Origin of the sequence: Bradyrhizobium sp. BR 1433 (assembly GCF_051547665.1) — a bacterium.
Classification (GTDB): Bacteria; Pseudomonadota; Alphaproteobacteria; order Rhizobiales; family Xanthobacteraceae; genus Bradyrhizobium; species Bradyrhizobium australafricanum.
Map to the genome: position 1 here is coordinate 7,698,923 of NZ_JBPUGG010000001.1, position 24,914 is coordinate 7,723,836.

General features: G+C 65.0%; 16 protein-coding genes and 4 pseudogenes. 13 read left to right on the forward strand and 7 right to left on the reverse strand.

Annotated features, from left to right (window positions below; genetic code table 11):
* Window positions 1–74: 74 nt before the first annotated feature.
* The 9 genes and pseudogenes from ACSKB9_RS37070 (at window position 75) to ACSKB9_RS37110 (ending at window position 12,008) form a co-directional block, all read left to right on the forward strand.
* The gene (locus ACSKB9_RS37070) at window positions 75–1,559 is read left to right on the forward strand and encodes an aldehyde dehydrogenase family protein (protein ID WP_438080562.1); all 1,485 of its coding nucleotides are present in this window, start codon (window positions 75–77) and stop codon (window positions 1,557–1,559) included.
* 241 nt (window positions 1,560–1,800) lie between these two features.
* Window positions 1,801–2,639, forward strand: a pseudogene (locus ACSKB9_RS37075) (aldo/keto reductase).
* A 233-nt stretch (window positions 2,640–2,872) separates the two neighbouring features.
* On the forward strand, window positions 2,873–3,817 hold the full coding sequence (locus tag ACSKB9_RS37080; protein WP_253590479.1) for a DMT family transporter: 945 nt from the start codon (window positions 2,873–2,875) through the stop codon (window positions 3,815–3,817).
* A gap of 246 nt (window positions 3,818–4,063) precedes the next feature.
* Window positions 4,064–5,773, forward strand: a complete 1,710-nt coding sequence (locus tag ACSKB9_RS37085; protein ID WP_438079385.1) for a beta strand repeat-containing protein — start codon at window positions 4,064–4,066, stop codon at window positions 5,771–5,773.
* The gene (locus tag ACSKB9_RS37090) at window positions 5,737–7,950 is read left to right on the forward strand and encodes an autotransporter outer membrane beta-barrel domain-containing protein (protein WP_438079387.1); all 2,214 of its coding nucleotides are present in this window, start codon (window positions 5,737–5,739) and stop codon (window positions 7,948–7,950) included. The genes ACSKB9_RS37085 and ACSKB9_RS37090 overlap by 37 nt, the downstream gene beginning before the upstream one ends.
* 117 nt (window positions 7,951–8,067) lie before the next feature.
* A complete protein-coding gene (locus ACSKB9_RS37095; protein ID WP_057017508.1) occupies window positions 8,068–9,150 on the forward strand; it encodes a zinc-binding dehydrogenase in 1,083 nt (360 codons plus the stop codon).
* Window positions 9,151–9,257: 107 nt separating this feature from the next.
* Window positions 9,258–10,017: pseudogene (locus tag ACSKB9_RS37100) on the forward strand (SDR family NAD(P)-dependent oxidoreductase).
* 4 nt (window positions 10,018–10,021) lie between these two features.
* Complete coding sequence (locus ACSKB9_RS37105; protein ID WP_438079388.1) at window positions 10,022–11,281, forward strand: NAD(P)/FAD-dependent oxidoreductase; 1,260 nt, start codon at window positions 10,022–10,024, stop codon at window positions 11,279–11,281.
* 58 nt (window positions 11,282–11,339) lie between these two features.
* Window positions 11,340–12,008: an amino acid ABC transporter permease gene (locus ACSKB9_RS37110; RefSeq protein WP_016839817.1), complete on the forward strand. Its 669-nt coding sequence runs from the start codon at window positions 11,340–11,342 to the stop codon at window positions 12,006–12,008.
* Window positions 12,009–12,170: 162 nt separating this feature from the next.
* Here ACSKB9_RS37110 and ACSKB9_RS37115 read toward each other — a convergent pair whose 3' ends face one another.
* The 3 genes from ACSKB9_RS37115 to ppk2 form a co-directional block, all read right to left on the reverse strand.
* A complete protein-coding gene (locus ACSKB9_RS37115; protein ID WP_057017505.1) occupies window positions 12,171–13,049 on the reverse strand; it encodes a transporter substrate-binding domain-containing protein in 879 nt (292 codons plus the stop codon).
* 168 nt (window positions 13,050–13,217) lie between these two features.
* Window positions 13,218–13,640, reverse strand: coding sequence for a DUF6294 family protein (locus ACSKB9_RS37120; protein WP_028331873.1), 423 nt, complete (start codon window positions 13,638–13,640; stop codon window positions 13,218–13,220).
* A 152-nt stretch (window positions 13,641–13,792) separates the two neighbouring features.
* Entirely contained in the window at window positions 13,793–14,656 is an 864-nt protein-coding gene (gene ppk2 / locus ACSKB9_RS37125) for a polyphosphate kinase 2 (RefSeq protein WP_253610070.1), read from the reverse strand.
* Between the two features lie 247 nt (window positions 14,657–14,903).
* Here ppk2 and ACSKB9_RS37130 point away from each other — a divergent pair, with 247 nt between their 5' ends.
* On the forward strand, window positions 14,904–16,076 hold the full coding sequence (locus ACSKB9_RS37130) for a fumarylacetoacetate hydrolase family protein (protein ID WP_438079391.1): 1,173 nt from the start codon (window positions 14,904–14,906) through the stop codon (window positions 16,074–16,076).
* A gap of 742 nt (window positions 16,077–16,818) precedes the next feature.
* Here ACSKB9_RS37130 and ACSKB9_RS37135 read toward each other — a convergent pair.
* A complete protein-coding gene (locus tag ACSKB9_RS37135) occupies window positions 16,819–17,280 on the reverse strand; it encodes an Lrp/AsnC family transcriptional regulator (RefSeq protein ID WP_016841346.1) in 462 nt (153 codons plus the stop codon).
* 131 nt (window positions 17,281–17,411) lie between these two features.
* On the opposite strand from ACSKB9_RS37135, the pseudogene ACSKB9_RS37140 reads away from it, so the two are divergent.
* A pseudogene (locus ACSKB9_RS37140) lies at window positions 17,412–19,777 on the forward strand (transketolase).
* Window positions 19,778–20,068: 291 nt separating this feature from the next.
* Window positions 20,069–21,501 (forward strand): annotated as a pseudogene (locus tag ACSKB9_RS37145) (aldehyde dehydrogenase family protein).
* A gap of 214 nt (window positions 21,502–21,715) precedes the next feature.
* On the opposite strand, the gene ACSKB9_RS37150 reads toward ACSKB9_RS37145, so the two are convergent.
* Window positions 21,716–22,678 (reverse strand): SMP-30/gluconolactonase/LRE family protein, encoded by a 963-nt coding sequence (locus tag ACSKB9_RS37150; protein WP_438079393.1) that lies wholly within the window; start codon window positions 22,676–22,678, stop codon window positions 21,716–21,718.
* A gap of 113 nt (window positions 22,679–22,791) precedes the next feature.
* On the opposite strand from ACSKB9_RS37150, the gene ACSKB9_RS37155 reads away from it, so the two are divergent.
* Window positions 22,792–23,613 carry an NAD-dependent epimerase/dehydratase family protein gene (locus tag ACSKB9_RS37155; RefSeq protein WP_438079395.1) on the forward strand — a complete coding sequence of 274 codons (822 nt, stop codon included), beginning with the start codon at window positions 22,792–22,794 and terminating at the stop codon, window positions 23,611–23,613.
* Here ACSKB9_RS37155 and ACSKB9_RS37160 read toward each other — a convergent pair whose 3' ends face one another.
* Both ACSKB9_RS37160 and ACSKB9_RS37165 read right to left on the reverse strand, forming a co-directional pair.
* On the reverse strand, window positions 23,614–24,180 hold the full coding sequence (locus ACSKB9_RS37160; protein WP_438079397.1) for an invasion associated locus B family protein: 567 nt from the start codon (window positions 24,178–24,180) through the stop codon (window positions 23,614–23,616).
* Between the two features lie 34 nt (window positions 24,181–24,214).
* Complete coding sequence (locus ACSKB9_RS37165; protein ID WP_057017495.1) at window positions 24,215–24,907, reverse strand: GntR family transcriptional regulator; 693 nt, start codon at window positions 24,905–24,907, stop codon at window positions 24,215–24,217.
* Window positions 24,908–24,914: the final 7 nt, after the last annotated feature.

The following is a 24,914-nucleotide window of genomic DNA, read 5'->3' on the forward strand; positions in this document are numbered from 1 at the left end:
AATAGGCACAAGATATCATATTTACTGCTGATCATGGCCTCCTAGGTTGAGTGACAACACCAGGAGGAAATATGATGTCCGTTGCATATGACTATGAGCGTGACGCCCGCCGCGCCCCGACCATCAGGGACGAACTGCTGCTGATCGATGGCGCCCGCGTCCGTTCGTTGTCCGGAAATACCTTCAAGTCGCTCAATCCCGCCACCGAGCAGGTGATCGCTACGATTGCCGAAGGCAATGAGGCCGATGTCGATCGTGCCGTGGCGGCTGCCCGCCGCGCCTTCGAGGGGCAGTGGCGCACCATGCGCGCGGCCGAACGTGGCCACATCCTGCTCCGATGGGCTGAGCTGCTGAAGCAGCATGCCGACGAGATTGTCGCGCTCGAAAGCCTCGATGCCGGCAAGCCGATTGCGGGTGTGCTGCGCCAGGATTTTCCCGCCGCCATCGACACGCTGACCTATTACGCCGGCTGGGCCGACAAGATCAGCGGCGATGTGGTCTCGGCGCGCGACGACGCGCTGACCTATACGGTGCGCGAGCCGGTCGGCGTGGTCGCCGCGATCGTGCCGTGGAATTTCCCGCTGATGATCGGCATGTGGAAGCTCGCGCCGGCTCTCGCCTGCGGCTGCACGGTGGTGATGAAGCCGGCCGAGCTGACCTCGTTGTCGGCGCTGCGCATCGGCGAGCTCGCGCTCGAGGCCGGTTTGCCGAAGGGTGTGCTGAACATTGTGACCGGGCCCGGCCGCGTCGTGGGCGACGCGCTGGTCAATCATCCCGATGTCGACAAGGTGACGTTCACCGGCTCGCCCGGCGTCGGCCGCGGCATCATGAAGGGCGCCGCCGGCAACTTCAAACGCGTCTCGCTCGAGCTCGGCGGCAAGTCCGCCAATGTGATCTTCGACGATGCCAATCTCGAAGCCGCTGCCAAGGCCGCGGCTGCCGGCATCTTCTTCAACGCCGGGCAGGTCTGCTCGGCCGGCTCGCGCGTGCTGGTGCAGGAGAATGCCTATGACGAGGTGGTCGAGCGTCTGGTCGCCCGCGCCGAAGCGTTGCGGATCGGCGATCCCGCCGATCGCGCCACCGCGCTCGGGCCCGTCATCTCCGAGAAGCAGATGCGCTCGATCCTCGATTATGTCGAGATCGGCAAGCAAGAGGGCGCGCTGCTGGCCACCGGCGGTGCGCGGGTCGGTGACCGCGGCTATTTCATCAGCCCTGCAGTGTTCGCCAACGTCGCGCACGAGATGCGGATCTCGCAGGAGGAGATTTTTGGCCCCGTCGTCAGCGTGATCAAGTTCAAGGACGAGGCCGATGCGCTGCGCATCGCCAACGGCACCGCCTACAGCCTAGCCGCCGGCGTCTGGAGCGCCGATATGGGCCGCGTGCAGCGCTTCGCCAAAAAGGCCCGCGCCGGCACGGTGTGGATCAACACCTATGGCTACACCGATGTGCGGCTGCCGTGGGGCGGCGAGCGCGATTCCGGCCTCGGCCGCGAGCACGGCACTGCCGCGCTCGATAACTTTACCGAGCCGAAGGCGGTGTGGATGAACCTCAACGTTTAACCGTGCGTTGAGAGACGCGAGAGCGCGCGTCACAATACAGCTGTCGTCCCGGCGAAGGCCGGGACCCATAACCACGAATATCTGTTGTTGCACGCGGGTGGAATAACGAGTCCCGCCAGCAACGACTGCTGCGGAGTATGGGTCCCGGCCTTCGCCGGGACGACGATGTGGAGACATGGTCTTCCGTTTGCTTTATCGTCGTGCGGGGGACCAAAAGCGAACCACGCGGAACGAGGCGATCGTGCAGACGAAAAAATTCGGCGGCAACGGCCCGCAGGTCTCGGTGATCGGGCAGGGCACCTGGTATCTCGATCGCGGTGACCGCAAGGCGGCCGTCGCTGCGCTGAAGCGCGGCATCGATGCCGGCATGACGCATATCGACACCGCCGAGATGTATGGCGACGCCGAGCTTGTGATCGCGGATGCGGTGTCAGGCCGGCGCGACGAGCTGTTCCTGGTCTCGAAGGTCCTGCCGAGCAACGCCTCGCGGCGCGGCACCATCACCGCTTGCGAGCGCTCGCTGAAGCGACTGAAGACCGATCGCCTCGATTGCTATCTGCTGCACTGGCGCGGAACCACTCCGCTTGCCGAGACGGTCGCGGCGTTCGACGAATTGATCGCGGCGGGCAAGATCCGGTCTTGGGGCGTCAGCAATTTCGATACCGAGGATCTCGACGAACTGCTCGATGTCGCGGGAGAAGGCAAGATCGCCTGCAACCAGGTGCTCTACCATCTGCAGGAGCGCGCCATCGAGCACGCCGTGATTCCATGGTGCGAGCAGCACGGCGTTGCCGTCGTCGCCTACTCGCCGTTCGGTCACAATGATTTTCCTCGCCATCGAGCAGGGCCGGCGCGGTGCTGCAATCGATCGCGCAGGCGCACAAGGCAACGCCGCGCCAGGTGGCGTTAGGCTTCCTCACGCGGCTGCCGTCGGTGCTCGCGATTCCGAAGGCGTCGAACGCGGAACACGCGGCGGAGAATGCTGCTGCCGGCGCGCTCAAGCTCAGCGGCGATGAACTCGCCGCGCTCGATGCCGCGTTCCCGCGCGGGCCGAAGCCGCGCTCGCTGCCGATGCTCTGAGGGCGTTCCGCTCCACACAGTTCTTAACAAACTGTTGCAGTTGCGGCGGCACACGGCCTGCGGCGGGCGGTCGCGCGCGCTGGCGCATATCGGAGTCCCGTTTTCGGGCATTGTTCTCGCGGCGGAATTGGCGTTTTGTACGAGGAGCAGATTCCCTTTATTTTGCCTTCGAGATTGCCGTGACACCGCCCCCCGCAGCCGTGGCCGCCAGGCTGGACAGCGTTCCCCTTTCATTGCCCGCAAAGACCGCGCCCGCAGCGACAAGCAAGGCGCCCGCCCGCACCGACCGGCCGTTCAAAGGCATCGCGCTGATCCTGCTGTCGACCGTGTTCCTGGGCACCTCCGACGTCACGGCAAAATATCTCTCCTCCACGCTGCCCTCGATCGAGATCGCCTGGATCCGCTTCCTGGTGTTTGCGATGATCATGACGCCGGCGATGCTGCCAGGCTCGCCGCTGTTCGCGCTGCGCAGCAGCCGTCCCGGCCTGCACGTGCTGCGCGGCGCCGCGCTGCTCGGCTCCTCGCTGATCTTCATCACGGGGCTCGGCTTCCTGCCGATCGCCGAAGCCTCCGCCACCAGCTTCGTCTCGCCGCTGTTCGTCACCGCGCTGTCGATCGCTTTCCTCGGTGAGAGGGTCGGCATGCGACGCTGGATCGCGACCGCGGTCGGCCTCGCCGGCGTGTTCATCATCCTGCGGCCGGGCACCAGTGCCTTCCATCCCGCCGCGATCTTTCCGATCGTCTCGGCGCTGGCGTGGGCGGCCACGTTGATCCTGACGCGCATGATGAGCGGCAGCGAGCGCCCGATCACCGTGATGACCTATTCGTCGATCGTCGGCGTCGCCATCGTCAGCGCGCTGGTGCCGTTCGTCTGGGTCACGCCGAGCTGGCACGACATCATGTTCGGCATCCTGATCGGCGTTGCGTCCACCGTCGGACAGTGGATCGTGGTGCTGGCGTTCCGCTATGGCGATGCCTCGGTGCTGGCGCCGTTCTCCTACACGCAGCTGCTGTGGGTCAGCATCCTCGGCTTCATGATCTTCGGCGAAGTGCCTGACCGTTGGACCATTCTCGGCGCCGGCTTCATCGTCGCCTCAGGCCTCTACACTGCGCACCGTGAGCGCGTCCGACGGTCGCAGCTGCTGACCGTGGCCAGCGAGCCGTCGCCGAACGCCTGAGCGTCCGGACGAAATCGTGCGTTGGTTGCGAAGCCGGCATCAAGTAGCGTTGCGCGGGTACAACAGTCGGGCCGGAATCTTTGATGTCGGGTCGCTGAATCACCGGATTTCGGAAACGATCGGCAACCTCACGGTTCGCCGCGTGCTAACCCTAGCCCCAAGAGCGCCGCAGAGCGTTTGGGGGTCGGGTACGTGCATTTTGGTTCGTTCTTTTTCCTGTCAGGCGATCGGTCGTCTCGCGCTGCGATGGCCTTGGCACTCTGCGCCCTGACCAGCGCAATCGCGTTGCCGATCGGTTCGGCACGAGCGCAGAGCTACACCTGGGGCGGCACGGGCAGTTCGACGAGCACCGATGTCTACGAACTCCCGACCAACTGGTCGACCACGTCGGCCGGCGCGCCGCCGATCCTCCCGAACCAGTCGGCCATTTTCGATTCATCAGGATCGGCGACGGTCACCATCGGGCCCGGCTTGATGCTGCCGGGTCCTCGGACCTTCACCGCCAATTCGCAATCCTACACGATCAATGGCAACCCGGTTGGCTTCAGCCTGTCCGGGCCGACCGGCGGCCTGATCAACCAGGCCAACAACGGCCAGACCATCACGATCAACGCCAACCTCACCGACGGCATTGGCGGTCCGGCGATGGTGCAGCAGCTCGGCAACAGCACGCTGGCGCTCGCGGGCACCAATGCCTATTCCGGCGGCACGCTGATCTCCGCCGGAACCGTGCAGGTGACGAATGCGGATTCGGTCGGCACCGGCACCATCACGCTCAATGGCGGCACGTTCCAGATGCAGTCGCCGACGGTCTCGAGCGTCGCCTTCGCCAACAACATCGCGGTCAATGCGGCCGGCGGCACGGTCGATGCGAACGGCGCCCAGGTCAATCTCCAGGGCGTGATCGCCGACGGCGTCGGCGCCGGGGTTCTGCGCCTGATCGACTCGTCCGCGTCCGGATTCTCCAATGTGCAGCTCTCCGGCGCCAACACCTATTCCGGCGGCACGCTGGTGGTCGATACGACCGTTGTCGTCAGCAACAACAGTTCGGTCGGGTCAGGCACCGTCACGCTCGACAATGCCTCGTTTCAGGCCGACGGCCTCAGCAACCTGACCTTCGCCAACAACTTCAAGATCAATACGTCGGCCATCGGCAGCGCGATCGATGCCAATGGCGTCACGCTCACGATCGCCGGCAACATCGCCGACGGCAACGGCCCCGGCAAGCTGACCGTGCTGGATAATTCAGGCGGCCTCGGCCGCGTGGTGCTGCTCGGCACCAACACCTACACCGGCGGCACCACGATCTGCGATTGCGCGACATTGCAACTCGGCGACGCCAGCCACACCGCTTCGATCGTCGGCGAGGTCGCCGTCGACGGCAAGTTCGACATCGTGAATGCCAACACCGCGGGCATCACCAAGATCGTCAACGACGGCTTCAACGGGATCGCCACCACGATGTTCTACGATTCCACCACGGCGTCGACGGCGACGATCGTCAACCAGAATTTCGGCATCACGGAGTTTCGCGACAGCAGCAGCGCTGGCAATGCCACCGTGAGCAACACCAATGGTGCGCTCACAGTGTTCCGCGACACCAGTTCTGCCGGCAACGCCAGGTTCACCAACACCAACGGCGGCACTGTGGTGTTCGGCGACGCGTTTGGTCCTCCCGGCGGCTCCGACACCAGCACGGCCGCCAAGGCCGTGATCGACAACTCCAACGGCGGCGCCGCGGTGTTTCTGGGCCACACCAATGCAGGGCAGGCCACCATCACCAACGGCACCAATGGCGGCTCGACGCAGTTTTCGAGTCCTCATCTGCGGCTTCGGCAACCATCGTTACGCTCGCGGGCGGTCAGGTCGCCTTTTTTCAGAACAGCACGGCGGCGAACGCCAGTTTCGACAACAGCGGCGTGCTCTATTTCGGATCTGTCGGTATCAACCCGGTAGAAGCGCCGACCGCGGCCAACGCGACGATCGTCAATCGGGCTGGCGGCGTTCTCCAGTTCGATGCCTATGCCACCGCGGGCAATGCGATTATCGACAACCAGGCCGGCAGCCAACACATCTTCACGGCGTTCGCTACCGCGGGCGACGCCGCCATTACCACTGAAGGCGGCAGTACCATCAAGTTCTTCAACAACGCGACCGGCGGCAACGCACAGTTCATCACCAACGGCACCGGACTGGTCGATTTCTCGCTCAGCACGGGGCTGAACGGCGACGGGCGCATCACCGCGGGTTCGATCGCAGGCTCCGGCTTCTATTATATCGGCTCAGGCAACACCCTCGCCGTTGGCAGCAATAATCTCTCGACGACGCTCAGCGGCGTGCTTGCCGACTTCGATCCGTTGAACCCATTCCATATCTGTGGCTGTTTCGGCGGCGGTCGCACCGGTCCGGCGAATTTTGAAAAGACCGGCAGCGGCACGCTGACCCTGTCGGGCACCAATACCTACACCGGCACCACCGTCGTCAATGGCGGCATTCTGCAGGTCGACGGCTCGATCGCCTCGTCGAGCCTCACCACGGTGAATGCCGGCGGCGCGCTCTCCGGCATCGGCACCGTCGGCAACACGACGATTGCAAGCGGCGGCATCCTGATGCCCGGCAACGCGACACCAGGCACATCCCTGAACGTGGCGGGCAACCTCGCCTTCCAGTCGGGGGCACTGTACCTCGTCGGGCTCGATTCGACGGCGTCCACCTTGGCCAAGGTGAGCGGCAGTGCGACGCTGGCCGGATCGGTCGGCGTCAGCGTCGCCGCCGGCAGTACGATTGCCAAGCAATACACCATCCTGTCGGCGGCCGGCGGCCGCAACGGCACGTTCGCCGGTATCGATTCAACCGGGCTGCCGTCGAACCTCGTCGCGACGCTCGGCTATGACGCGAGCAACACCTATCTGAACTTCACGCTCGATTACGGCGCGAAGTCGAAGCTGAACGTCAATCGGCAGAACGTCGCCGCCACACTGCAGAACTTCTTCAACGCCAATGGCGGTATCAACGCGGTGTTCGCCGGGCTGTCGCCGGCCGGCTTGACGCAGGCCTCGGGCGAGGGCGCGACCGGTTCGCAGCAGGCGACGTTCAACGCGATGGGCCTGTTCCTCGGTCTGCTGACCGATCCGTTCGTCGCCGGGCGCGATGGTGGGTTTGGCGGCGGCGCGGGGGCGACGCCGTTCGCCGAGAAGAGCATGCCGCTCGCCTATGCGGCGCGCCGGAGCGAGCCGCGCGATGCGCTGGCCGCGATCTACACCAAGGCGCCGCCGCGGCTGGTCGATTTCGAGCAGCGCTGGAGCGTATGGGCGGCGGGCTATGGCGGCTCGCAGACCACCAGCGGCAATGCGGTGCTGGGCTCAAACAACACCAGCAGCAGCCTCTATGGCACCGCGGTTGGCGCCGACTACCGCTTCTCGCCGAACACCATTGCCGGCTTTGCGCTCGCCGGCGGCGCGAGCAGCTTCAGCGTCAACGGTCTCGGCTGGGGCCGCTCTGATCTGTTCCAGGCCGGTGCGTTCGTTCGCCACAGCGTCGGCGCGGCGTACTTGAGCGCGGCGCTCGCCTATGGCTGGCAGGATGTCACCACGGATCGCATCGTCGCCGCGGCCGGCGCCGATCATCTGCGCGCCAACTTCAATGCCAATGCCTGGTCGGGCCGACTCGAGGGCGGCTATCGCACTGCCACGCCGTGGATCGGGCTGACGCCTTATGCGGCGGCGCAGTTCACGAGCTTCGAGCTGCCGGCCTATGCGGAGAGCGTGGTCTCCGGCGGCGGTGCCTTCGCGCTGAATTATGCCGCGAAGAGCGTCACCGACGTCCGGAGCGAACTCGGTCTGCGCTCCGACAAATCGTTCGTTATTGACGGCGGCATCTTCACGCTGCGCGGCCGCGTTGCCTGGGCGCATGACTTCAATCCGGACTGCGCCGTTGGTGCGGTGTTCCAGACGCTGCCCGGCGCGGCCTTCGTGGTCAACGGCGCGGCGCAGGCCAGCGACTCGGCGCTGACCACGGCCTCCGCCGAGTTGAAGTGGCGCAACGGCTGGTCGGCCGCCGCGACCTTCGAGGGCGAATTCTCCAACGTGACACAGTCTTACGCCGGCAAGGGCGTTATGCGCTATACGTGGTGACCCTCCGTGCTATAGCCTCCTGCGGCGAAAGCTTGTCCCGGACTTGATCCGCGACAGCATTTCGCGAGACGAAATACGCATCAAAATGAGTGGGACAAAACCCACGCGGGAGGGAATATGCGCGCAGCGATCTTCAGGAACGGCGAGATTGTCGTCGACCGGGTACCCGAGCCGAAGCCCGGCGCCGGCCAGGTGCTGGTCAAATCGCTCGCCTGCGGCATCTGCGGTTCCGATCTGCACGCACGCAAGCATGCCCACCGCATGGTGGAGCTGAGCAAGTTCCTGCCCGGTCGCACCCCGATGGATCTGTCGCGCGACGTCGTGTTCGGCCATGAGTTCTGCTGCGAGGTCCTCGACTACGGCCCGAACACGACGCGCAAGCTGAAGCCCGGGACGAAAGTGTGCTCGCTGCCGGCGCTGCTGACGCCGGAGGGCCCGAAGGGCATCGGCTATTCCAACGATTATCTCGGCGGCTATGCTGAGCAGATGCTGCTCAGCGAGCCGCTGCTGCTCGAAGTGCCGAACGGGCTTGCGGCCGAGCACGCCGCGCTCACCGAACCGCTTGCGGTCGGCGTGCATGCGGTGGCGATGGCCAACATCCAGGGCGGCGAGGTGCCGTTGGTGATCGGCTGCGGACCGGTCGGGCTGGCGGTGATCGCGGCGCTGAAGATCAGGGGGCTCGGACCGATCGTTGCTGCGGATTATTCGCCGGCGCGGCGCCTGCTCGCCGAGAAGATGGGCGCCGATGTGGTGGTCGATCCCGCCAGGACGCAGCCCTATGCGAGCTGGGCCGAGCACGCCCAGATGACCGATGCGGAGAAGGCGGCGCGTCCGCCGATGCAGGCGCTGCTGCCGCCGCTGAAGCCTGCGCTGATCTTCGAATGCGTCGGCGTGCCCGGCGTGCTGCAGCAGGTGTTCGAGGGCGCCCCGCGCAGCGCCCGTGTCGTCGTGGTCGGCGTCTGCATGGAGACCGACAAGTCCGAGCCGATGCTCGGCATCATCAAGGAGCTCAACGTCCAATATGTGCTCGGCTACACGCCCGAGGAATTCGCCTATTCGCTGCGCCTGATCGCGGAAGGCCAGGTCGATGCCGCCTCGCTGGTCACTGGCCGCGTCGGCATCGACGGCGTCGCGCAGGCGTTTGCCGATCTCGCCAATCCCGAGGCGCACACCAAGATCCTGGTCGAGCCGTGGCGCTGATTTGGCGTTGAACCTGGCGCTAAACTGATGGCCAGGGGCGCGGTTTGCATTTCGTGACGCCGAATCTATAGTTCGCTGTCTCGTATCGCACTGACAGCACGCACCTCATGCGAATTTCGATCATCACGGGAGGCGGCTCCGGCATCGGCGCCGCAGTCGCGCGCCGGCTCGCCGGCCCCGCTCAATCCCTGATGCTGCACGGACAGGGCGTCGAGGCCGCTGGCCTCGCGCGGCTGAATTCGGTCGCGGAGGAATGCCGCAGCAAGGGCGCGAAGGTCGAGGTCGAGCACCGGCGATCTCGCCAAGGCCGGCGCCGGCAGCGCGCTGGTCGCGGCAACGCGGGCCGCGTTCGGGCCGATCGACACCATCGTGCACGCCGCGGGCTTTGCCGACCGGCGCGAATTCTTAAGCCTGCCGCGCGAGGCGCTGGAGCGCGCCTTCGCGGTGATGGCTGCGGCCTTCCATGAAATCGCGGCGGCGGCGCTGTCCGACCTCACGCGCAGCGCGCAAGGCCGCGTCGTCGCGGTGTCGAGCTTCGGGCCGCATCGCTTCGTGCCCGGCGCCACCTATCCGGGATCGGCCGCCGCGAAGGCCGCGCTCGAGGTGCTGGTGAAGTCGCTCGCGATCGAGCTCGCCGCGTCAGGCGCCACCGCCAACGCCGTGATGCCGGGCTACACCCGCAAGGATCCCGGCCTGTTTGGCGCGCTTGATACCGCGACCTGGGAGAGCGTCGCAAAGGCCAATCCGATGCAGCGGCTGGCCGAGGCCGACGAGGTCGCGGCCGTCGTCGCCTTCCTGCTGTCGCCGGAAGCATGCCACGTCACTGGCGCGACGCTGCCGGTCGATGGCGGCCTGACCTTGATGTGACGCCATGAGCGAGGGCGAACCAACAGAGCAGGTCGATGTTGCGGTGCTCGGTGCCGGCATGGTCGGCGTCTCGGCGGGCCTCGCCGCGCAACAGCGCGGGCTCTCCGTCGTCGTCGTCGATCGCCGCGAGCCCGGCAGCGAAACCTCCTACGGCAATGCCGGCATCATCTCCTCGGGCTCGATCCTGCCGCTCAATACGCCGTCGCTGCTGAAGAACCTGCCGAAATATCTGACCAACGCGCATCCGGCGCTGCGCTGGAACATTGCGTGGGCGCTCGCCAATACCGGCTGGGTGATCCGCTTCCTCGCGGCGGCAACGCCGTCGCAGACCAAACCGCGCGCCGCCGCGCTGCACGGCCTGATCGGGGCCTCGCTGAAGCTGCATCGCGACTGGATCGTGCAGGCCGGCGCCGGCCATCGCATCCGCGAAACCGGCTGGCTCAAGGCCTGGCGCAGCGACGGGCTCGCCGCCGCCCAGGCTGAGCAGGCAGCGCTCGCCGAGTTCGGCATCCGGAGCGAGGTGCTTGATCGGCAGGCGATCTCCGCGCTCGAGCCCAACATCATTCCTGCCTATAGCGTCGGCCTGCTGCACACGCAGACGGCATCGGTCGATTCACCTGGAGCTGTGGTCAAGGCCTACGCGCAGATGCTCGCCGCTGGTGGTGGCACGATCAGGCAATCCGGGGTCCGGCGGATCGAGCCGCACGGCGACGGCTGGCGCGTGCAGCTCGCCGACGGCGAGATCGCCGCGCGCCATGTCGTGGTCGCGCTCGGGCCGTGGTCGGCCGAGCTGCTGCGGCCGCTCGGCTATCGCGTGCCGCTGGCGTTCGAGCGCGGCTATCACCAGCATTTCGTGTCGAATCCGGCACGCAAATTGCTGCGGCCGATCCATGATGCGGAGGGCGGCTTTCTGATGACGCCGATGGAGCAGGGCGTTCGCGTCACCAGCGGCGTCGAGCTCACTGCGCGCGATGCGCCGTCGAATTTTTCGCAGCTCGAGGCGGTGGTGCCGATGGCGCGCAGCGTAGTCGAATTCGGCGATGCGGTCGGCGAGCGCTGGCGCGGCGCGCGGCCGACGCTGCCCGACAGCCTGCCGATGATCGGCGCGGCGCCGCGACATCGCGGGCTCTGGTTCGCCTTCGGCAACCAGCATATCGGCTTCACCACCGGCCCCGGAACGGGCGCCGCAATTGCGGCGATGATCGCGGGCGATGCGCCGCCGTTCGAGGTGCGGGCATTCTCGCCGAACCGGTATATCGCGTGACACGTGCGAGGCCGCCTGCGATGTTTGGCGATCAAGCGCGCGGCAACCGAGGGGCAGGATGAACTACGTCTGGGATTTCGGCATCCTTGCCAAGTACAGCCATCTGTTCTGGCTCGGGCTCGGCTGGACCATCGCCTACACGATCGGCACCATCATCCTCGGGACATTGATCGGCCTGATCGTCGGCATGCTGCGGCTGCGGCGCATCCCGGTGATCGACTGGCTCCTGATCGCCTATATCGAATTGTTCCGCTGCACGCCGCTGCTGGTGCAGATCATCTGGTTCTACTACGCGTTTCCGGTCGTGATCGGCGTCAACATCCCGGCGCATGTCGCCGCCGTCAGCGTGCTGTCGCTCTATGGCGGCGCGTTCTATGCCGAGATCGTGCGCGGCTCGATCGAGAGCGTGCCGGTCGGGCAGTGGGACGCGGCGAAGGCGCTCGGCTTCCGCGGCTGGCGCCTGATGCGGCTCGTGATCCTGCCGCAGGCGCTGAAGCCGATGATGGCGCCCTATGTCAACCAGTCGGTCACGCAGCTCAAGAACACCTCGCTGGTCTCGATCATCGCGGTACCCGATCTCGTCTACAACGCGACCTTGATCAACGCCGACACCTACCGGCCGCTCGAGGTCTACACCATCGTGGCGCTGATCTATTTCGCGATCCTGTTCCCGTCGACGCTGGTGGCCAGGCGGCTGGAGCGCGGGCTGACCTACGACAAGGTGTGAGTTGCTTGACCTCTCCCGCTTGCGGGGGAGGTCGGATCGCATCGTTAGATGCGATCCGGGTGGGGGCTCTCTCCATACATAGGGTGTCGCTTGTGGCGACACCCCCACCCCGGCCCTCCCCGCAAGCGGGAGAGGGAGATCACTGCCGTCTCGGCAATCGCCTCAGATACTCAACTCCACCGGTACATCCTCGGGCTTGACGCCGGCAAGGCCGAGGCCCTTGACGAACCATTCGCGCATCTGGCCGATGCCGCGGTTGTAGTCGATCCACACCGAGAGAAAATCGCGCCAGCGCTTGTCGGCTTCGCGCCGTACCGCCGTGCCGCTCGCGATCGTCACCGATGGCGAGGCCAGGATCTTGTAGGTGCCGAGGTTCGGGTTCTTGGCGATCGCGGTCAGCCCGAGCACCAGCGCGTTGACCACGCAATCGACGCGACCCGACGACATTTCCAGCATCACCTCGTCGCGCGACTTCAGCGACTTGATGGTGGCGTTCGGCGCAAAGCGGCGCGCCACCGCCTCGTTGGCCGAGCCGACGTCGACCGCGATCTTGACCTCGGGCTTGTTGATGTCGGCCCAGGTCTTGGCTTCCAGCCCCTTCCTCAGCATCGCGCCGAACGGATGCGGGAACACCAGATTGGTGAAATCGACCACCAGCGCGCGCTGCGGCGTCGGGTTGAGCGCGAAGCCGAGGTCGATCTTGTTGGCCTGCAGATCAAGGATTGAATTGCCGTAGGTCGACTCGACATACTCCAGCTTGACGTCGAGCAGTTTGGCCAGGTCGTTGGCCATCTCGATCGAGAAGCCGGACCAGGTGCCCGAGGCGAGGTCCTTGTTGAAATAGGGCAGCTCGCCCGGCAGCACCGCGATCCGCAGCACCTTGTTGGCCCGGATGCGATCCAGCGTGTTGTCGGCTGGCGTCTGCGCCGAGGCCGGCGTTGCCATCGCGGCCGCGAGCGCCGCGCCGCTGCCGATTCCGAGCGCATAGCGCAGCGCGTCGCGGCGATCTTCGGAGATTTTGATGTCGTCGGATTGAGTCAAGCGGGCCTCCCTGCACCAGATCGGGGAAGCCTAGCGTCGGTATCCGGTGCCAGCAAGGGTGCGCGCCTGCACCATTGGTAGGCGAGGGCGCGGTCGCCTACGTGCCGGACTTCACCCCTCCCGCTTGTGGGGGGAGGTCGAATAAGCCGCGAACCGCGCCCTTAGGGGTTAGCAACGATAGGTCATGTTCGCCCCTGTGACCGAAGAAAAGAAAACGGCGGGGAAGCTCAGTTCGGCTACCCAATCGAGCACTTGGTTGTCTGTCTGGGTTTCTGGGCTTGAAAGGTGTGGAAACTGAAAAAGCACCGTCCCGTGAATGTCCAAAAGAACGAGACGATCGATAACCCAAACATCACCGTCGTCGGTCGAGAAAAATTTTGCCAGCAATTCTGCTGTTCCGTCAGAACGAAGCCTGAGAGTGGGGCCGTTGTTCAGGGTGCCGTTCAAGAAGCCGGACAGCTTGCAATCGCCGTAACGAATAGGCGCGCTCCAACTGAGGTCAAGGGTTTGGATAGCATGTGTCGCAACACCCTTATAGCTTTCTGGCTGGTCGGTCGCCGAGCTTTTGCTTTCAAGATGTTCTTTCAACATAGCGTACGCCTCCTTCTAGCCCGCGAATTGCGAGCAACCTCTGGTTTAAAGGGAGGGCGCAAAAGGACCAGTGAGCTGCCTCACAATCTACAATCGCGATTTAGTGATCCTCCCCCGTAAGCGGGGAGGACAGAGCGTGCGCGCGCCCAGAATCAATATCGTCCCGGCACGTACATCTCCTGCGGGATCGGGCCGCGGTGGTAGTCCGGGTTGCGCACCCGCGGCGGCAGCACCACCGGCTGGTGGGTGACCGCCTGATAGGGGATCTGGCTCAAGAGATGCGAGATGCAGTTGAGCCGCGCGCGCTTCTTGTCGACTGCATCGACGATCCACCACGGCGAGTCCTGCAGGTGCGTGCGTTCCAGCATCGTTTCCTTGGCCTTGGTGTAGAGCTCCCAGCGGGTCCGCGCCTCGACGTCCATCGGGCTCAGCTTCCACTGCTTCAGCGGATCCTGGATCCGCATCGAGAAGCGGAACGCCTGTTCCTCGTCGGTGATCGAGAACCAGTATTTCAGGAGGACGGTGCCGGAGCGGATCAGCATGCGCTCGAATTCCGGCACCGAGTTGAAGAATTCCTCATACTGCTCGTCGCTGCAGAACCCCATCACCTTCTCGACGCCGGCGCGGTTGTACCAGCTGCGGTCGAACAGCACGATCTCGCCGCCGGCCGGCAGATGCGAGACATAGCGCTGGAAGTACCATTGCGTGCGCTCGCGCTCGTTCGGCGCCGGCAGCGCCGCGATCCGGCACACCCGCGGGTTGAGCCGCTGGGTGATGCGCTTGATCACGCCGCCCTTGCCGGCGGAATCGCGGCCCTCGAACAGCACGACGACCTTCTTCTTCTCGTGCTGCACCCAGTCCTGCAGCTTGACCAGCTCGCCCTGCAGCCGCAGCAATTCGCGGAAATAGAACTTGCGGTCGATCGACGGCCTGCCGGCGGCGCCGTCATGGTCGAGCTCGTCGAGCCTCATGTCGTCGAGCTCGAGCTCGAGTTCCTCGTCGAGGCTGTCGGCCATCTCCTGATGGATGCGGGCGCGCAAGGCTTCGTCCCGCAAGGCTTCGTCCCGCAAGGCTTCATCCCGGGAGGCTTCGTCGGTGAGGGCGGAGGTCGTCATGAAGGTCCGTCTTTCAGTGTGTTAGATGGATCGGACGGCAGCATTGACGGGCGATGTTACCCCTCTATGACAATGCCGTGACCGCTGTTTCACGCCGCCGGGCGGACTGTGCTAACAAGCCGACAAAACCAAAAAGGGAGATGTGCCGATGATTTCGCTCACGCCAAAAGACGTCCTGCCGGAGGACGGCACCGCCGGCACGCTGGTCGGGCGGGTCTGGTTGCCGCAGGCCGGCGGGCCGGCCGTCGTCGCGGTGCGGGCAGACGGTGTGTTCGATGTCACGGCGCGGTTCCCGACGGTGAGCGCGCTCTGCGAGGAAAGCGATCCCGCGGCCGCGCTGCGCGCCACGCGCGGCGAGCGGATCGGCGATTTCGAGGCGATCCTCGCCAACACCCCGCCCGACGGCCGCGACAAGGCCAGGCCGCACCTGCTGGCGCCGGTCGATCTCCAGGTGCTGAAGGCCGCCGGCGTCACCTTCGCGATCTCGATGCTGGAGCGCGTGATCGAGGAGCGGGCACGCGGCAATCCGTCCTCGGCGGACGCGATCCGCAAGGAGGTGGTGCGCCTGGTCGGCGACGATCTCTCCAAGCTGAAGCCCGGCTCCGAGCAGGCGATGAAACTGAAGCAGGTGCTGATCGATCAGAATGCCTGGAGCCAGTATCTCGAGGTCGGCATCGGTCCCGACGCCGAAGTGTTCACCAAGGCGCCGACGCTGTCCTCGGTCGGATCAGGCATGGATGCCGGGCTGCATCCGAAGTCGACCTGGAATAATCCGGAGCCGGAGGTCGTGCTTGTTGTCTCCGCCGCCGGCAAGATCGTCGGCGCCGCGCTCGGCAACGACGTCAATCTGCGCGACTTCGAGGGGCGCTCGGCGCTGTTGCTGTCGAAGGCCAAGGACAACAACGCGTCCTGCGCGATCGGTCCGCTGCTCCGGCTGTTCGACCAGACCTTCTCGCTCGACGATGTCAGGAAGATGGATGTCGGCCTGACCGTGACTGGCGCGGACGGCTTCGTGCTCGAGGGCCATTCCTCGATCAGCAAGATCAGCCGCGACCCGACCGATCTGGTCGCCCAGACCATCGGCCCCGTGCATCAATATCCTGATGGATTTGCGCTGTTCCTCGGCACGATGTTCGCGCCGGTCAAGGATCGCGATGCCAAGGGCGAGGGCTTTACCCACAAGCGCGACGACATCGTGACCATCGCCGCACCACAGCTCGGCAAGCTGGTCAACCGGATGCGCAATAGCGACGAATGCGAGCCCTGGACCTTCGGCGTCGGTGCGCTGATGAAGAACCTCGCACAGCGCAAGGTGCTGTGAGGATCAGGACGGGGCGGCGAGTCCACTACCTCGGCCACTTCGTCGGCCGTGTGCGGCCTGTCGCGTGGCGGCAGGTCGGCGCCGAGTTGCGCCGACAATCCGGCGACGTTCAGCCGCCTCTCGCAGCGCGTTGAACGACGACGATGGTGACTGTGCCGAAGCGTCGGCGTTGTCGAACATGTTCAGAAACCTGCGCGGCAGATCGACCGTGTGGCGCAACTTGAGCGCGCTAAACCACGCGGAATTTGCCGCTTTTTCCTAGCTTTATGTGAACCAGTTCATCCTCGTTCGCGCCGGTCCGCTCCAGCATGTTGGCTCGACGCGAACAGAAGGAGTCGCGGACATGAGCGAGCAGCCATCAAACGGAATGCCGGATTGGCTCACCACCGATATGCTGGTCATTGCCGTCTCACTGGCCATCATCGTGATTGGGATATGGATCGCGCCGTAGCCTGGTTGTCGCGGCGAGGCCGTCCAGCCGGGCAGGGCGCCAGCGCCAATCACTGAGTTGCCCGACGGCGCAAGCCTCTTTTGCAAAACGGAACGAGATGCAAAGCTCGGACGATTCACACACTCAGTGCCGTCCCTGCGAAAGCAGGGAACCCATAACCCCAAATGCAAATTGTTAAGCGATGCTGCAACGACGAGTCCCTCTCACAACAACTGCTGCGGCGTATGGGTCCCGGCCTTCGCCGGGACGACACTGTGGGGTTGGCGTCATTCGAGTGACCAACCAACGCCCTCACACCGGCAACGCCGTCGAATACTTCACCTGGCTCAGCGCAAAGCTCGACTCGATCGAGGCGATGCCGTCGAGCCGGGTCAGCTTGTTCTTCAGGAATGCCTCATAGGAGGAAAGGTCGGCGGCGACGACGCGCAGCAGATAGTCGCGGTTGCCGGTCATCAGATAGCATTCGAGCACCTCGTCCCATTTCGAGATCGCGCGCGCGAAGCGGTTGAGGTCTTCCTCCTTCTGCCGCGCCAGCTTGATCGAGATGAAGACGGAGACGTGCAGCCCGATCGACTTCTGGTCGACGGTTGCGATGTAGCGAGAGATCACGCCGCGCTCCTCGAGCAGCTTGACCCGGCGGTGGCAGGGCGACACCGACAGCCCGACCTTGTCGGCGAGTTCCTGCATGGTCATGCGGCTGTCGGTCTGGAGCAGACTCAGGATCTTGCGGTCGATGGCATCGAGGGCAGGCATTGGGATGAACTCGTCAGTTGAAGTCGGATCGTGGGAATTTATCCCAATTTTTCCTGTGCTGTCGCGTGGAATTGAGATTTTCGCCGCCGCCTGCGGCAGTAACATTCCGGCATATCGCCCGGAGCATTGCCATGGGAATCGCGCCTGAACGCCTCGACATGCTGTCCGCCCTGGCCCGCAAGGTGCTGTGGCTGTCGTCGTGGACCATCCATCACGCCAACCATGTGCGGCCCTCTACCGACGGGTTGAAGGTCGGCGGCCACCAGGCCTCGTCGGCCTCGCTCGCCAACATCATGTCGGCGCTTTATTTCTCGGTGTTGCGCCCGCAGGACCGCGTCGCGGTGAAGCCGCATGCGAGCCCGGTGTTCCACGCCATCCAGTATCTGTTCGGCCACCAGACCCGCGACAAGCTGGAGAATTTTCGCGGCTACAAGGGCGCGCAGTCCTACCCCTCGCGCACCAAGGACAGCGACGACGTCGACTTCTCGACCGGCTCGGTCGGCCTCGGCGTCGCGCAGACATTGTTCGCCTCGCTGGTGCAGGACTACGTCAAGGCGCATGGCTGGCTGCAGGACCGGCCGGAGGGCCGCATGATCGCGCTGGTCGGCGACGCCGAGATGGACGAGGCAACATCTTCGAGGCGCTGCTCGAAGGCTGGAAGCACGGCCTGCGCAACACATGGTGGGTGGTCGACTACAACAGGCAGTCGCTCGACGCCGTGGTGCGCGAGGGGCTGTGGGCCAAGTTCGAGACCATGTTCCGCAACTTCGGCTGGGACGTGGTGATCGTGAAGTACGGCAAGCTGATGCTCGAGGCGTTCGCCGAGCCCGGCGGCGAGGCGCTGCGGCGCTGGATCGACAACTGCCCGAACCAGATGTACGCCGCGCTCTGCTTCCAGGGCGGCGCCGCGTTCCGCAAGCATCTGCGCGACGACATCGGCGACCAGGGCGAGGTGTCGGCGCTGATCGAGCGCCGCAGCGATGACGAGTTGCTGGCGCTGATGTCGAACCTCGGCGGCCACGATATGGCGAGCATGATCGAGGCCTTCGAGGCGATCGACCATGATCGGCCGGTCTGCTTCATCGCCTATACCATCAAGGGTGTCGGCCTGCCGATGCAGGGCCACAAGGACAACCACGCCGGCCTGATGACGGTGGCCCAGATGGAGAAGTGGCGCGCCGCGCAGAACATCCGCCCCGGTCATGAATGGGACAAGTTCGAGGGCCTGTCGCAGGAGCCTGCGAGGCTCGAGGCCTTCCTCGCCGAGGCGTCGTTCAACCGCGAGGGGCGCCGCCGCCTGTCGGCGCCTGAAGTCGATGTGCCGGAACGGCTTGCCTTCAAGGCCTCGGCGCAGATGTCTACGCAACAGGGTTTTGGTCTCGTGCTGCACGAGCTGGCGCGCGGCGATAGCGAACTCGCCTCGCGCATCGTCACCGCATCGCCCGATGTCACCGTGTCGACCAATCTCGGCGCCTGGGTCAACCGCCGCGGCCTGTTCGCGAAGGCGGAGAACCACGACCTGTTCCGGCAGGAGAAGATCCCGTCGGCCTACACCTGGGAATATTCGCCGAAGGGACAGCATCTCGAGCTCGGCATCGCCGAGATGAATTTGTTCATCATGCTGTCGGCGCTCGGCCTGTCGCACCAGATCAACGGCGCGCGGCTGTTGCCGGTCGGCACGCTGTACGATCCCTTCATCGAACGCGGTCTCGATGCGCTGAACTACGCCTGCTACCAGGATGCCCGCTTCATGGTGGCTGCGACGCCGTCGGGCATCTCGCTGGCGCCGGAAGGCGGCGCGCATCAGTCGATCAAGACGCCCTTGATCGGGATCGGGCAGGACGGGCTCGCCTCGTTCGATCCGGCCTTCGTCGATGAACTTGCCGTGATCATGGGCTGGGGGTTCGGCCACATGCAGCGGGAGGGCGCCGAGGGTGGTTCGGTTTACTTGCGACTCTCGACCCGGACGCTGGAGCAGCCGCAACGGATCATGACCCCGGACCTGCAGCGCGACATCACCGACGGCGCCTACTGGATGCGCAAGCCGGGCCCGAACTGCGACATCGTCATTGCGTATACCGGCACCGTCGCGCCGGAGGCGATCGAGGCGGTCGGCCTGATCGGCGAGAGCCACCGCGACGTCGGTCTGCTGGCGGTCACCTCCGCCGACCGGCTCTATGCGGGTTGGTCCGCCGCGCGGAATTTGCGCCGCGACCGCCGCGGCGCGCAGCATTTGAGTTATATCGAGCGCATGCTGGCGCCGCTCGGCCGCGACTGCGGCATTGTGACCGTGATCGACGGCCATCCGGCAACGCTCGGCTGGCTCGGCAGCGTGCGTGGCCACCGCGTCGAGGCGCTCGGTGTCGGGCATTTCGGCCAGACCGGCACGATCGGCGACCTCTACCGCCACTACGGCATCGACGCCAATGCCATCATCGACGCGGCGGAAAGCGTCTCGGTCGGCGCCCCGGTGCGGCATCGCAAGATGGCGGTGTAGCCACATCGTCGTCCCGGCGAAGGCCGGGACCCATTACCACAACTGGCAGCAAGTAAACGCGACTCGTTTTAACAGCACCCTTTACCAATTGCCGGCGGTGGTTATGGGCCCCGGCCTTCGCCGGGGCGACGAGACCAACCTTGCCACCTGCGCGATAGCGACATTATATGCTGTTCGCGCGCACGAGCCGCGTCCCGCATATGGCGGGTTCAATTCGCCGGGCTTTCGTGCAAGGATGCCTGCCGAACGCTTTCGTTCCCCATTCCATACGCCCCGTACAAGAGGTTTCCGATGGTCAATCGCATGCAATTCTACATCGACGGCGCCTGGTCGATCCCGTCGTCAAAGGCAAGTCCACCCCGGTCGTCAATCCGGCGACCGAAGAAGCGATGTATGAGATTGCGCTCGGCTCCAAGGCCGATGTCGACAAGGCAGTCGCCGCCGCCAAGCGCGCCTTCGAGACCTTTTCCCGGACCAGCCGCGAGGAGCGCGTCGCGCTGCTCACCAAGATCGTCGAGGTCTACAAGGGCCGCATGAAGGAGATCGGCGCGGCCGTCTCCGACGAAATGGGCGCGCCGTTACCGATGGCCGAGAAGCTGCAGGCCGGCGCCGGCCTTGGCCACCTCATGAACACCCTCGAAGTGCTGAAGAAGTACGAGTTCGAGGAGACCATGGGCACCGCCGTGATCGTGCGCGAGCCGGTCGGCGTCGTCGGCATGATCACCCCCTGGAACTGGCCGCTCAACCAGATCGCCTGCAAGGTCGCGCCCGCGCTCGCCGCCGGTTGCACCATGATCCTGAAGCCGTCGGAGTTCACCCCGACCTCGGCGCTGATCTTTGCGGAAATCCTCCATGAAGCCGGCGTGCCGAAGGGTGTGTTCAACCTGCTCAACGGCCTCGGCCCGGAGGTAGGTGCCGCGATGAGCGAGCACCCGGACATCGACATGATCTCGTTCACCGGTTCGACCCGCGCCGGCGTCGACGTCGCCAAGCGTGCGGCCCCGACCGTGAAGCGCGTCAGCCAGGAGCTCGGCGGCAAGTCGCCGAACGTGATCCTCGACGGTGCCGACCTGACCAAGGCGGTGACCGGCGGCGTGATGCACATGTTCAACAACTCGGGCCAGTCCTGCAACGCGCCGTCGCGCATGATCGTGCCGCTCTCCAAGATGAAGGAAGTGGCCGCCATCGCGAAGGGCATCGCCGACAAGACCAAGGCCGGCGATCCGCGTGCCGACGGCACCACGATCGGTCCGGTGGTCAACCGCGGCCAGTGGGACAAGATCCAGGCGCTGATCCAGAAGGGCATCGACGAGGGCGCAACGCTCGTCGCCGGCGGCCCGGGCCTGCCCGAGGGCGTCAACAAGGGCTTCTATGTCCGTCCGACCATCTTCGCCGACGTCACCAACGACATGACGATCGCCCGCGAAGAGATCTTCGGACCGGTGCTGACCATCCTCGGCGCCAAGGACGAAGCCGACGCGGTGAAGATCGCCAACGACACGCCGTATGGTCTCGCCGGTTACGTCTCCGCAGACACCGTGGAAACCGCGCGCCGCGTCGGCCGCCAGATCCGCGCCGGCAACGTCAACCTGCAGGGCGTGCCGAACGAGCGCACCGCGCCGTTCGGTGGCTACAAGCAGTCCGGCAATGGCCGCGAATGGGGCCGCTACGGTCTGGAAGAATATCTCGAGGCCAAGGCGGTCGCCGGCTACAACGCCGCGTAAGCCGAGCCACGAGAGACGCGACTTTCGGCGCCGGGGCAGGCAACTGCTCCGGCGTCAGCCATTTTGGGGGCGCAAGGTCTTGAAGAGTGCGAATCTTGCGAAGATGAAGGTTGCAGTCTCGCCGTCATTGCGAGCGAAGCGAAGCAATCCATCTCTCCTCACGGGCGGACAGATGGATTGCTTCGTCGCTTCGCTCCTCGCAATGACGGCCGGGCTAGCCGCCGAGCGCGCCTTGGGTGTTGACGTAGAGCGCATAGATCGACTGGCTCGCCGCCATGAACAGGCGGTTGCGCTTGACGCCGCCGAAGCAGAGGTTGGCGCAGCGCTCCGGCAGCGCGATGCGGCCGATCATGACGCCGTCGGGCGCGAACACGACGACGCCGTCGAGTTCGGGATCACCCATGCCCCAGCCGCACCACAGATTGCCGTCGATGTCGCAGCGCATGCCGTCGGGTGTGCCCGGGCCGGCGTCGATGAAGACGCGCTTGTTGGAGATCGTCTTGCCGTCGGCTGCGACGTCATAGGCGAGGATCTTGCGGTTCGGCTCGCCGCGGGATTCGACGACGTAGAGGATCTTCTCGTCCGGCGAGAAGCACAGCCCGTTCGGTCCCAGCACGCCCTCGGCGACGATGGTGGACTCGCGGGTTGCGGGATCGAGCCGGTAGACGTTGGGCTCGATCTCGGGATCGGCCTTGTAGCCTTCGTAGTTGCCGAGCAGGCCGAAGATCGGATCGGTGAACCAGATCGAGCCGTCGGATTTCACCACGACGTCGTTTGGCGAGTTCAGCCGCTTGCCGCCGAAGGAATTGATCAGCACCGTAATCGATCCATCATATTCGGTGCGCACCACGCGGCGGCCGCCATGCTCGCAGGTGATCAGCCGGCCCTGGCGATCGCGGGTGTTGCCGTTGGCGAAGTTCGACGGCTTGCGGAAGATGCTGACCGCGCCGGTCTCTTCCTCCCATTTGAGGATGCGCTGGTTCGGGATGTCGCTGCACAACAGATAGCGGCCGTCGCCGAACCACACCGGACCCTCGGCCCAGCGCAGGCCGGTGGCGATGCGTTCGACGGCGGAGAGTTTCAGCCAGTATTTCTCGAAGCGCGGATCGAGCGTGCGGATCGCGGGATCGGGATAGCAGGTCGCGGGACGCCAGCCGGCGGAATGAACATCGGACATTTGCTGTTCTCGTTGTTGTGTTTCGATGGTGTTTCCTTGAGCGCCTGGTTTGCTATCATTGTCGGCCTGCGACCGCAATTCGACCGGAGCAATCAGGAAAGAAGAGGGACGGCATGCCACGCATATTGATGACCGGCGCATCAGGGGGAATCGGAACGAGCCTGCGCAAGCTGCTGCCGCCGATCTATCCGGATCTCCTGCTGAGCGATATCAAGCAGCCCTCCGATCTCGGCAGCAACGAAAAGTTCAAGGCGGCCGATCTCGCCGACCTCGCACAGGTCGAGGCGATCTGCGAAGGCGTCGACGGCATTCTGCATTTCGGCGGCTATTCGGTCGAAGGCCCCTGGGACGCGATCCTGCAGTCCAACATCATCGGTTGCTACAATCTGTTCGAGGCGGCGCGCAAAAAGGGCGTCAAGCGCGTGATCTTCGCCTCATCCAATCACGCGGTCGGGTTCTATCCGCGTCATCACCGCATCGGCACCGACGTTACCGCGCGGCCGGACAGTCGCTACGGTGTGAGCAAGGTGTTCGGCGAAGGCGTCGGCGCGCTCTATGCCGACAAGCACGGCATCAAGGTCACGTGCCTGCGGATCGGAAATTTCGGCGAGGCGCCGCTCGACCACCGCAGGCTCTCGATCTGGCTCAAGCCGGAAGACCTCGTCCAGCTCTGCCGCATCGGGCTCGAGCATCCCGACATCCATTTCGAGGTGCTGTACGGCGCGTCCTACAATGAGCGCTCGTGGTGGGACAATCACCGCGCCTACGATCTCGGCTATCGTCCGACCGGAAGGGCTGAGGATTTCCGCGAGCACGCGATGGCCGAGCAGGCCAAGCTGCCGCCGGATCCGGTCGGCGACTATTACCAGGGCGGAGCGTTCTGCAGCATGGAGTTCGACGGCGACAAGGAGAGGGCGATCGACTGGAAGAAGTGATCAATCCTCGCATTGCGGCAGTTGCTTCACGGATTCGGTGTGCTGCTGCGCGTCCTTCGAACCTTGCCCGGATGTCTTGGGCGGGCTGCCGGGCCCGTCAAAGGTCTCGGCGAAGTGCGTGAGGGGAAAGGCGAGGCTGATGGTCTGCCCGGTGAGATTCTTGGCTTCGACGGCGATGGTCTGCGCGTGCTTCAGCCGCTCGATCATTTCGCCATCGGCCTCGAGCGTGCCGCCGCAGCCGAGCGTGTAGCAATGCGGCCTGGCGATCCGGATCGGCTCGTCCTGATCGATGCGGAGGCTGATCGTGCCTTCCAGCATGGTCCGCGTTCCGACATTGGCGCTCACGATCGCGCGCTTGCTGCTCTGCGGCGAGACGCTCAGTGTGCCGCCCGACGGCGAGCACTGACCGCGCGCGGCAGCGCCGACGAAGCAACTCGCCTCTGTCAGGCACGTCTTGGTCCAGGGCTCGTAGGTGAGCTGCGTCGCGCGCGGATCGGCCGCTTCGCCAACGCGGCCGAGCGCAAGCTGCACGGCCATCGATCCAAGGAATATAGCCACATAGCGCATCGCGGTCTCCTTCACGAGGAGGCCGCGTATCGCGCTATTGCGGCTTTTTGTCGTTGGAGATGCGGACGAGATAATCCGCCTTGCTGTATTGCATGTGATCGACGCAAAGCTGCGCCAGCGCCCAGCTGTCGCGGCCCTTCAAGAGCTCGATCATCAATTCGTGCTGGCGGCGCGACAATGCGAGGCCCTCGCTGTCGGCGAGGTTCTTGGCGCGCATCGGCAGCGTCAGGTTCATGTAGTCCTGCAGCGAGCGGACCAGATAGGGATTGCCGCAGGCGGAGAACAGCGCGAGGTGGAACGCATCGTTGGTCTCGTGAATGCCGCGCATGTCCTGCGCCTCGGCCTTGATGCAGTAGTGCCGTTGCAGCTCGCTCAACTGGTCGATCAGGCTTTGCGGCGCGGGCAGGGCGATCATCAGCGCGGCCTGCCGCGTCAGCATCTCGCGCACCTCATAGATCTGCCGCACTTCCTCGGCCGAATAGAACCGCACCGTGGCGCCGACATTCTTCTCGCGCAGCACGATGCCCTGGCGCTCGAGCTGGAACAGGGCCTGGCGGACGAAATGCCGGCTCGCACCGTAGCGCTGCATCAGGTTATCCTCGACCAGCCGCAAACCGGGCGCGAAGCGGCCGAAGATGATGTCCTCCTCCAGCCGGCGGATCACCTCCGCTTGTTCCTCCTCGCGCGAGGGGGCCTGGAGTTCGGGCAATGTGGGCTCGGCTGTCATGCGCTCT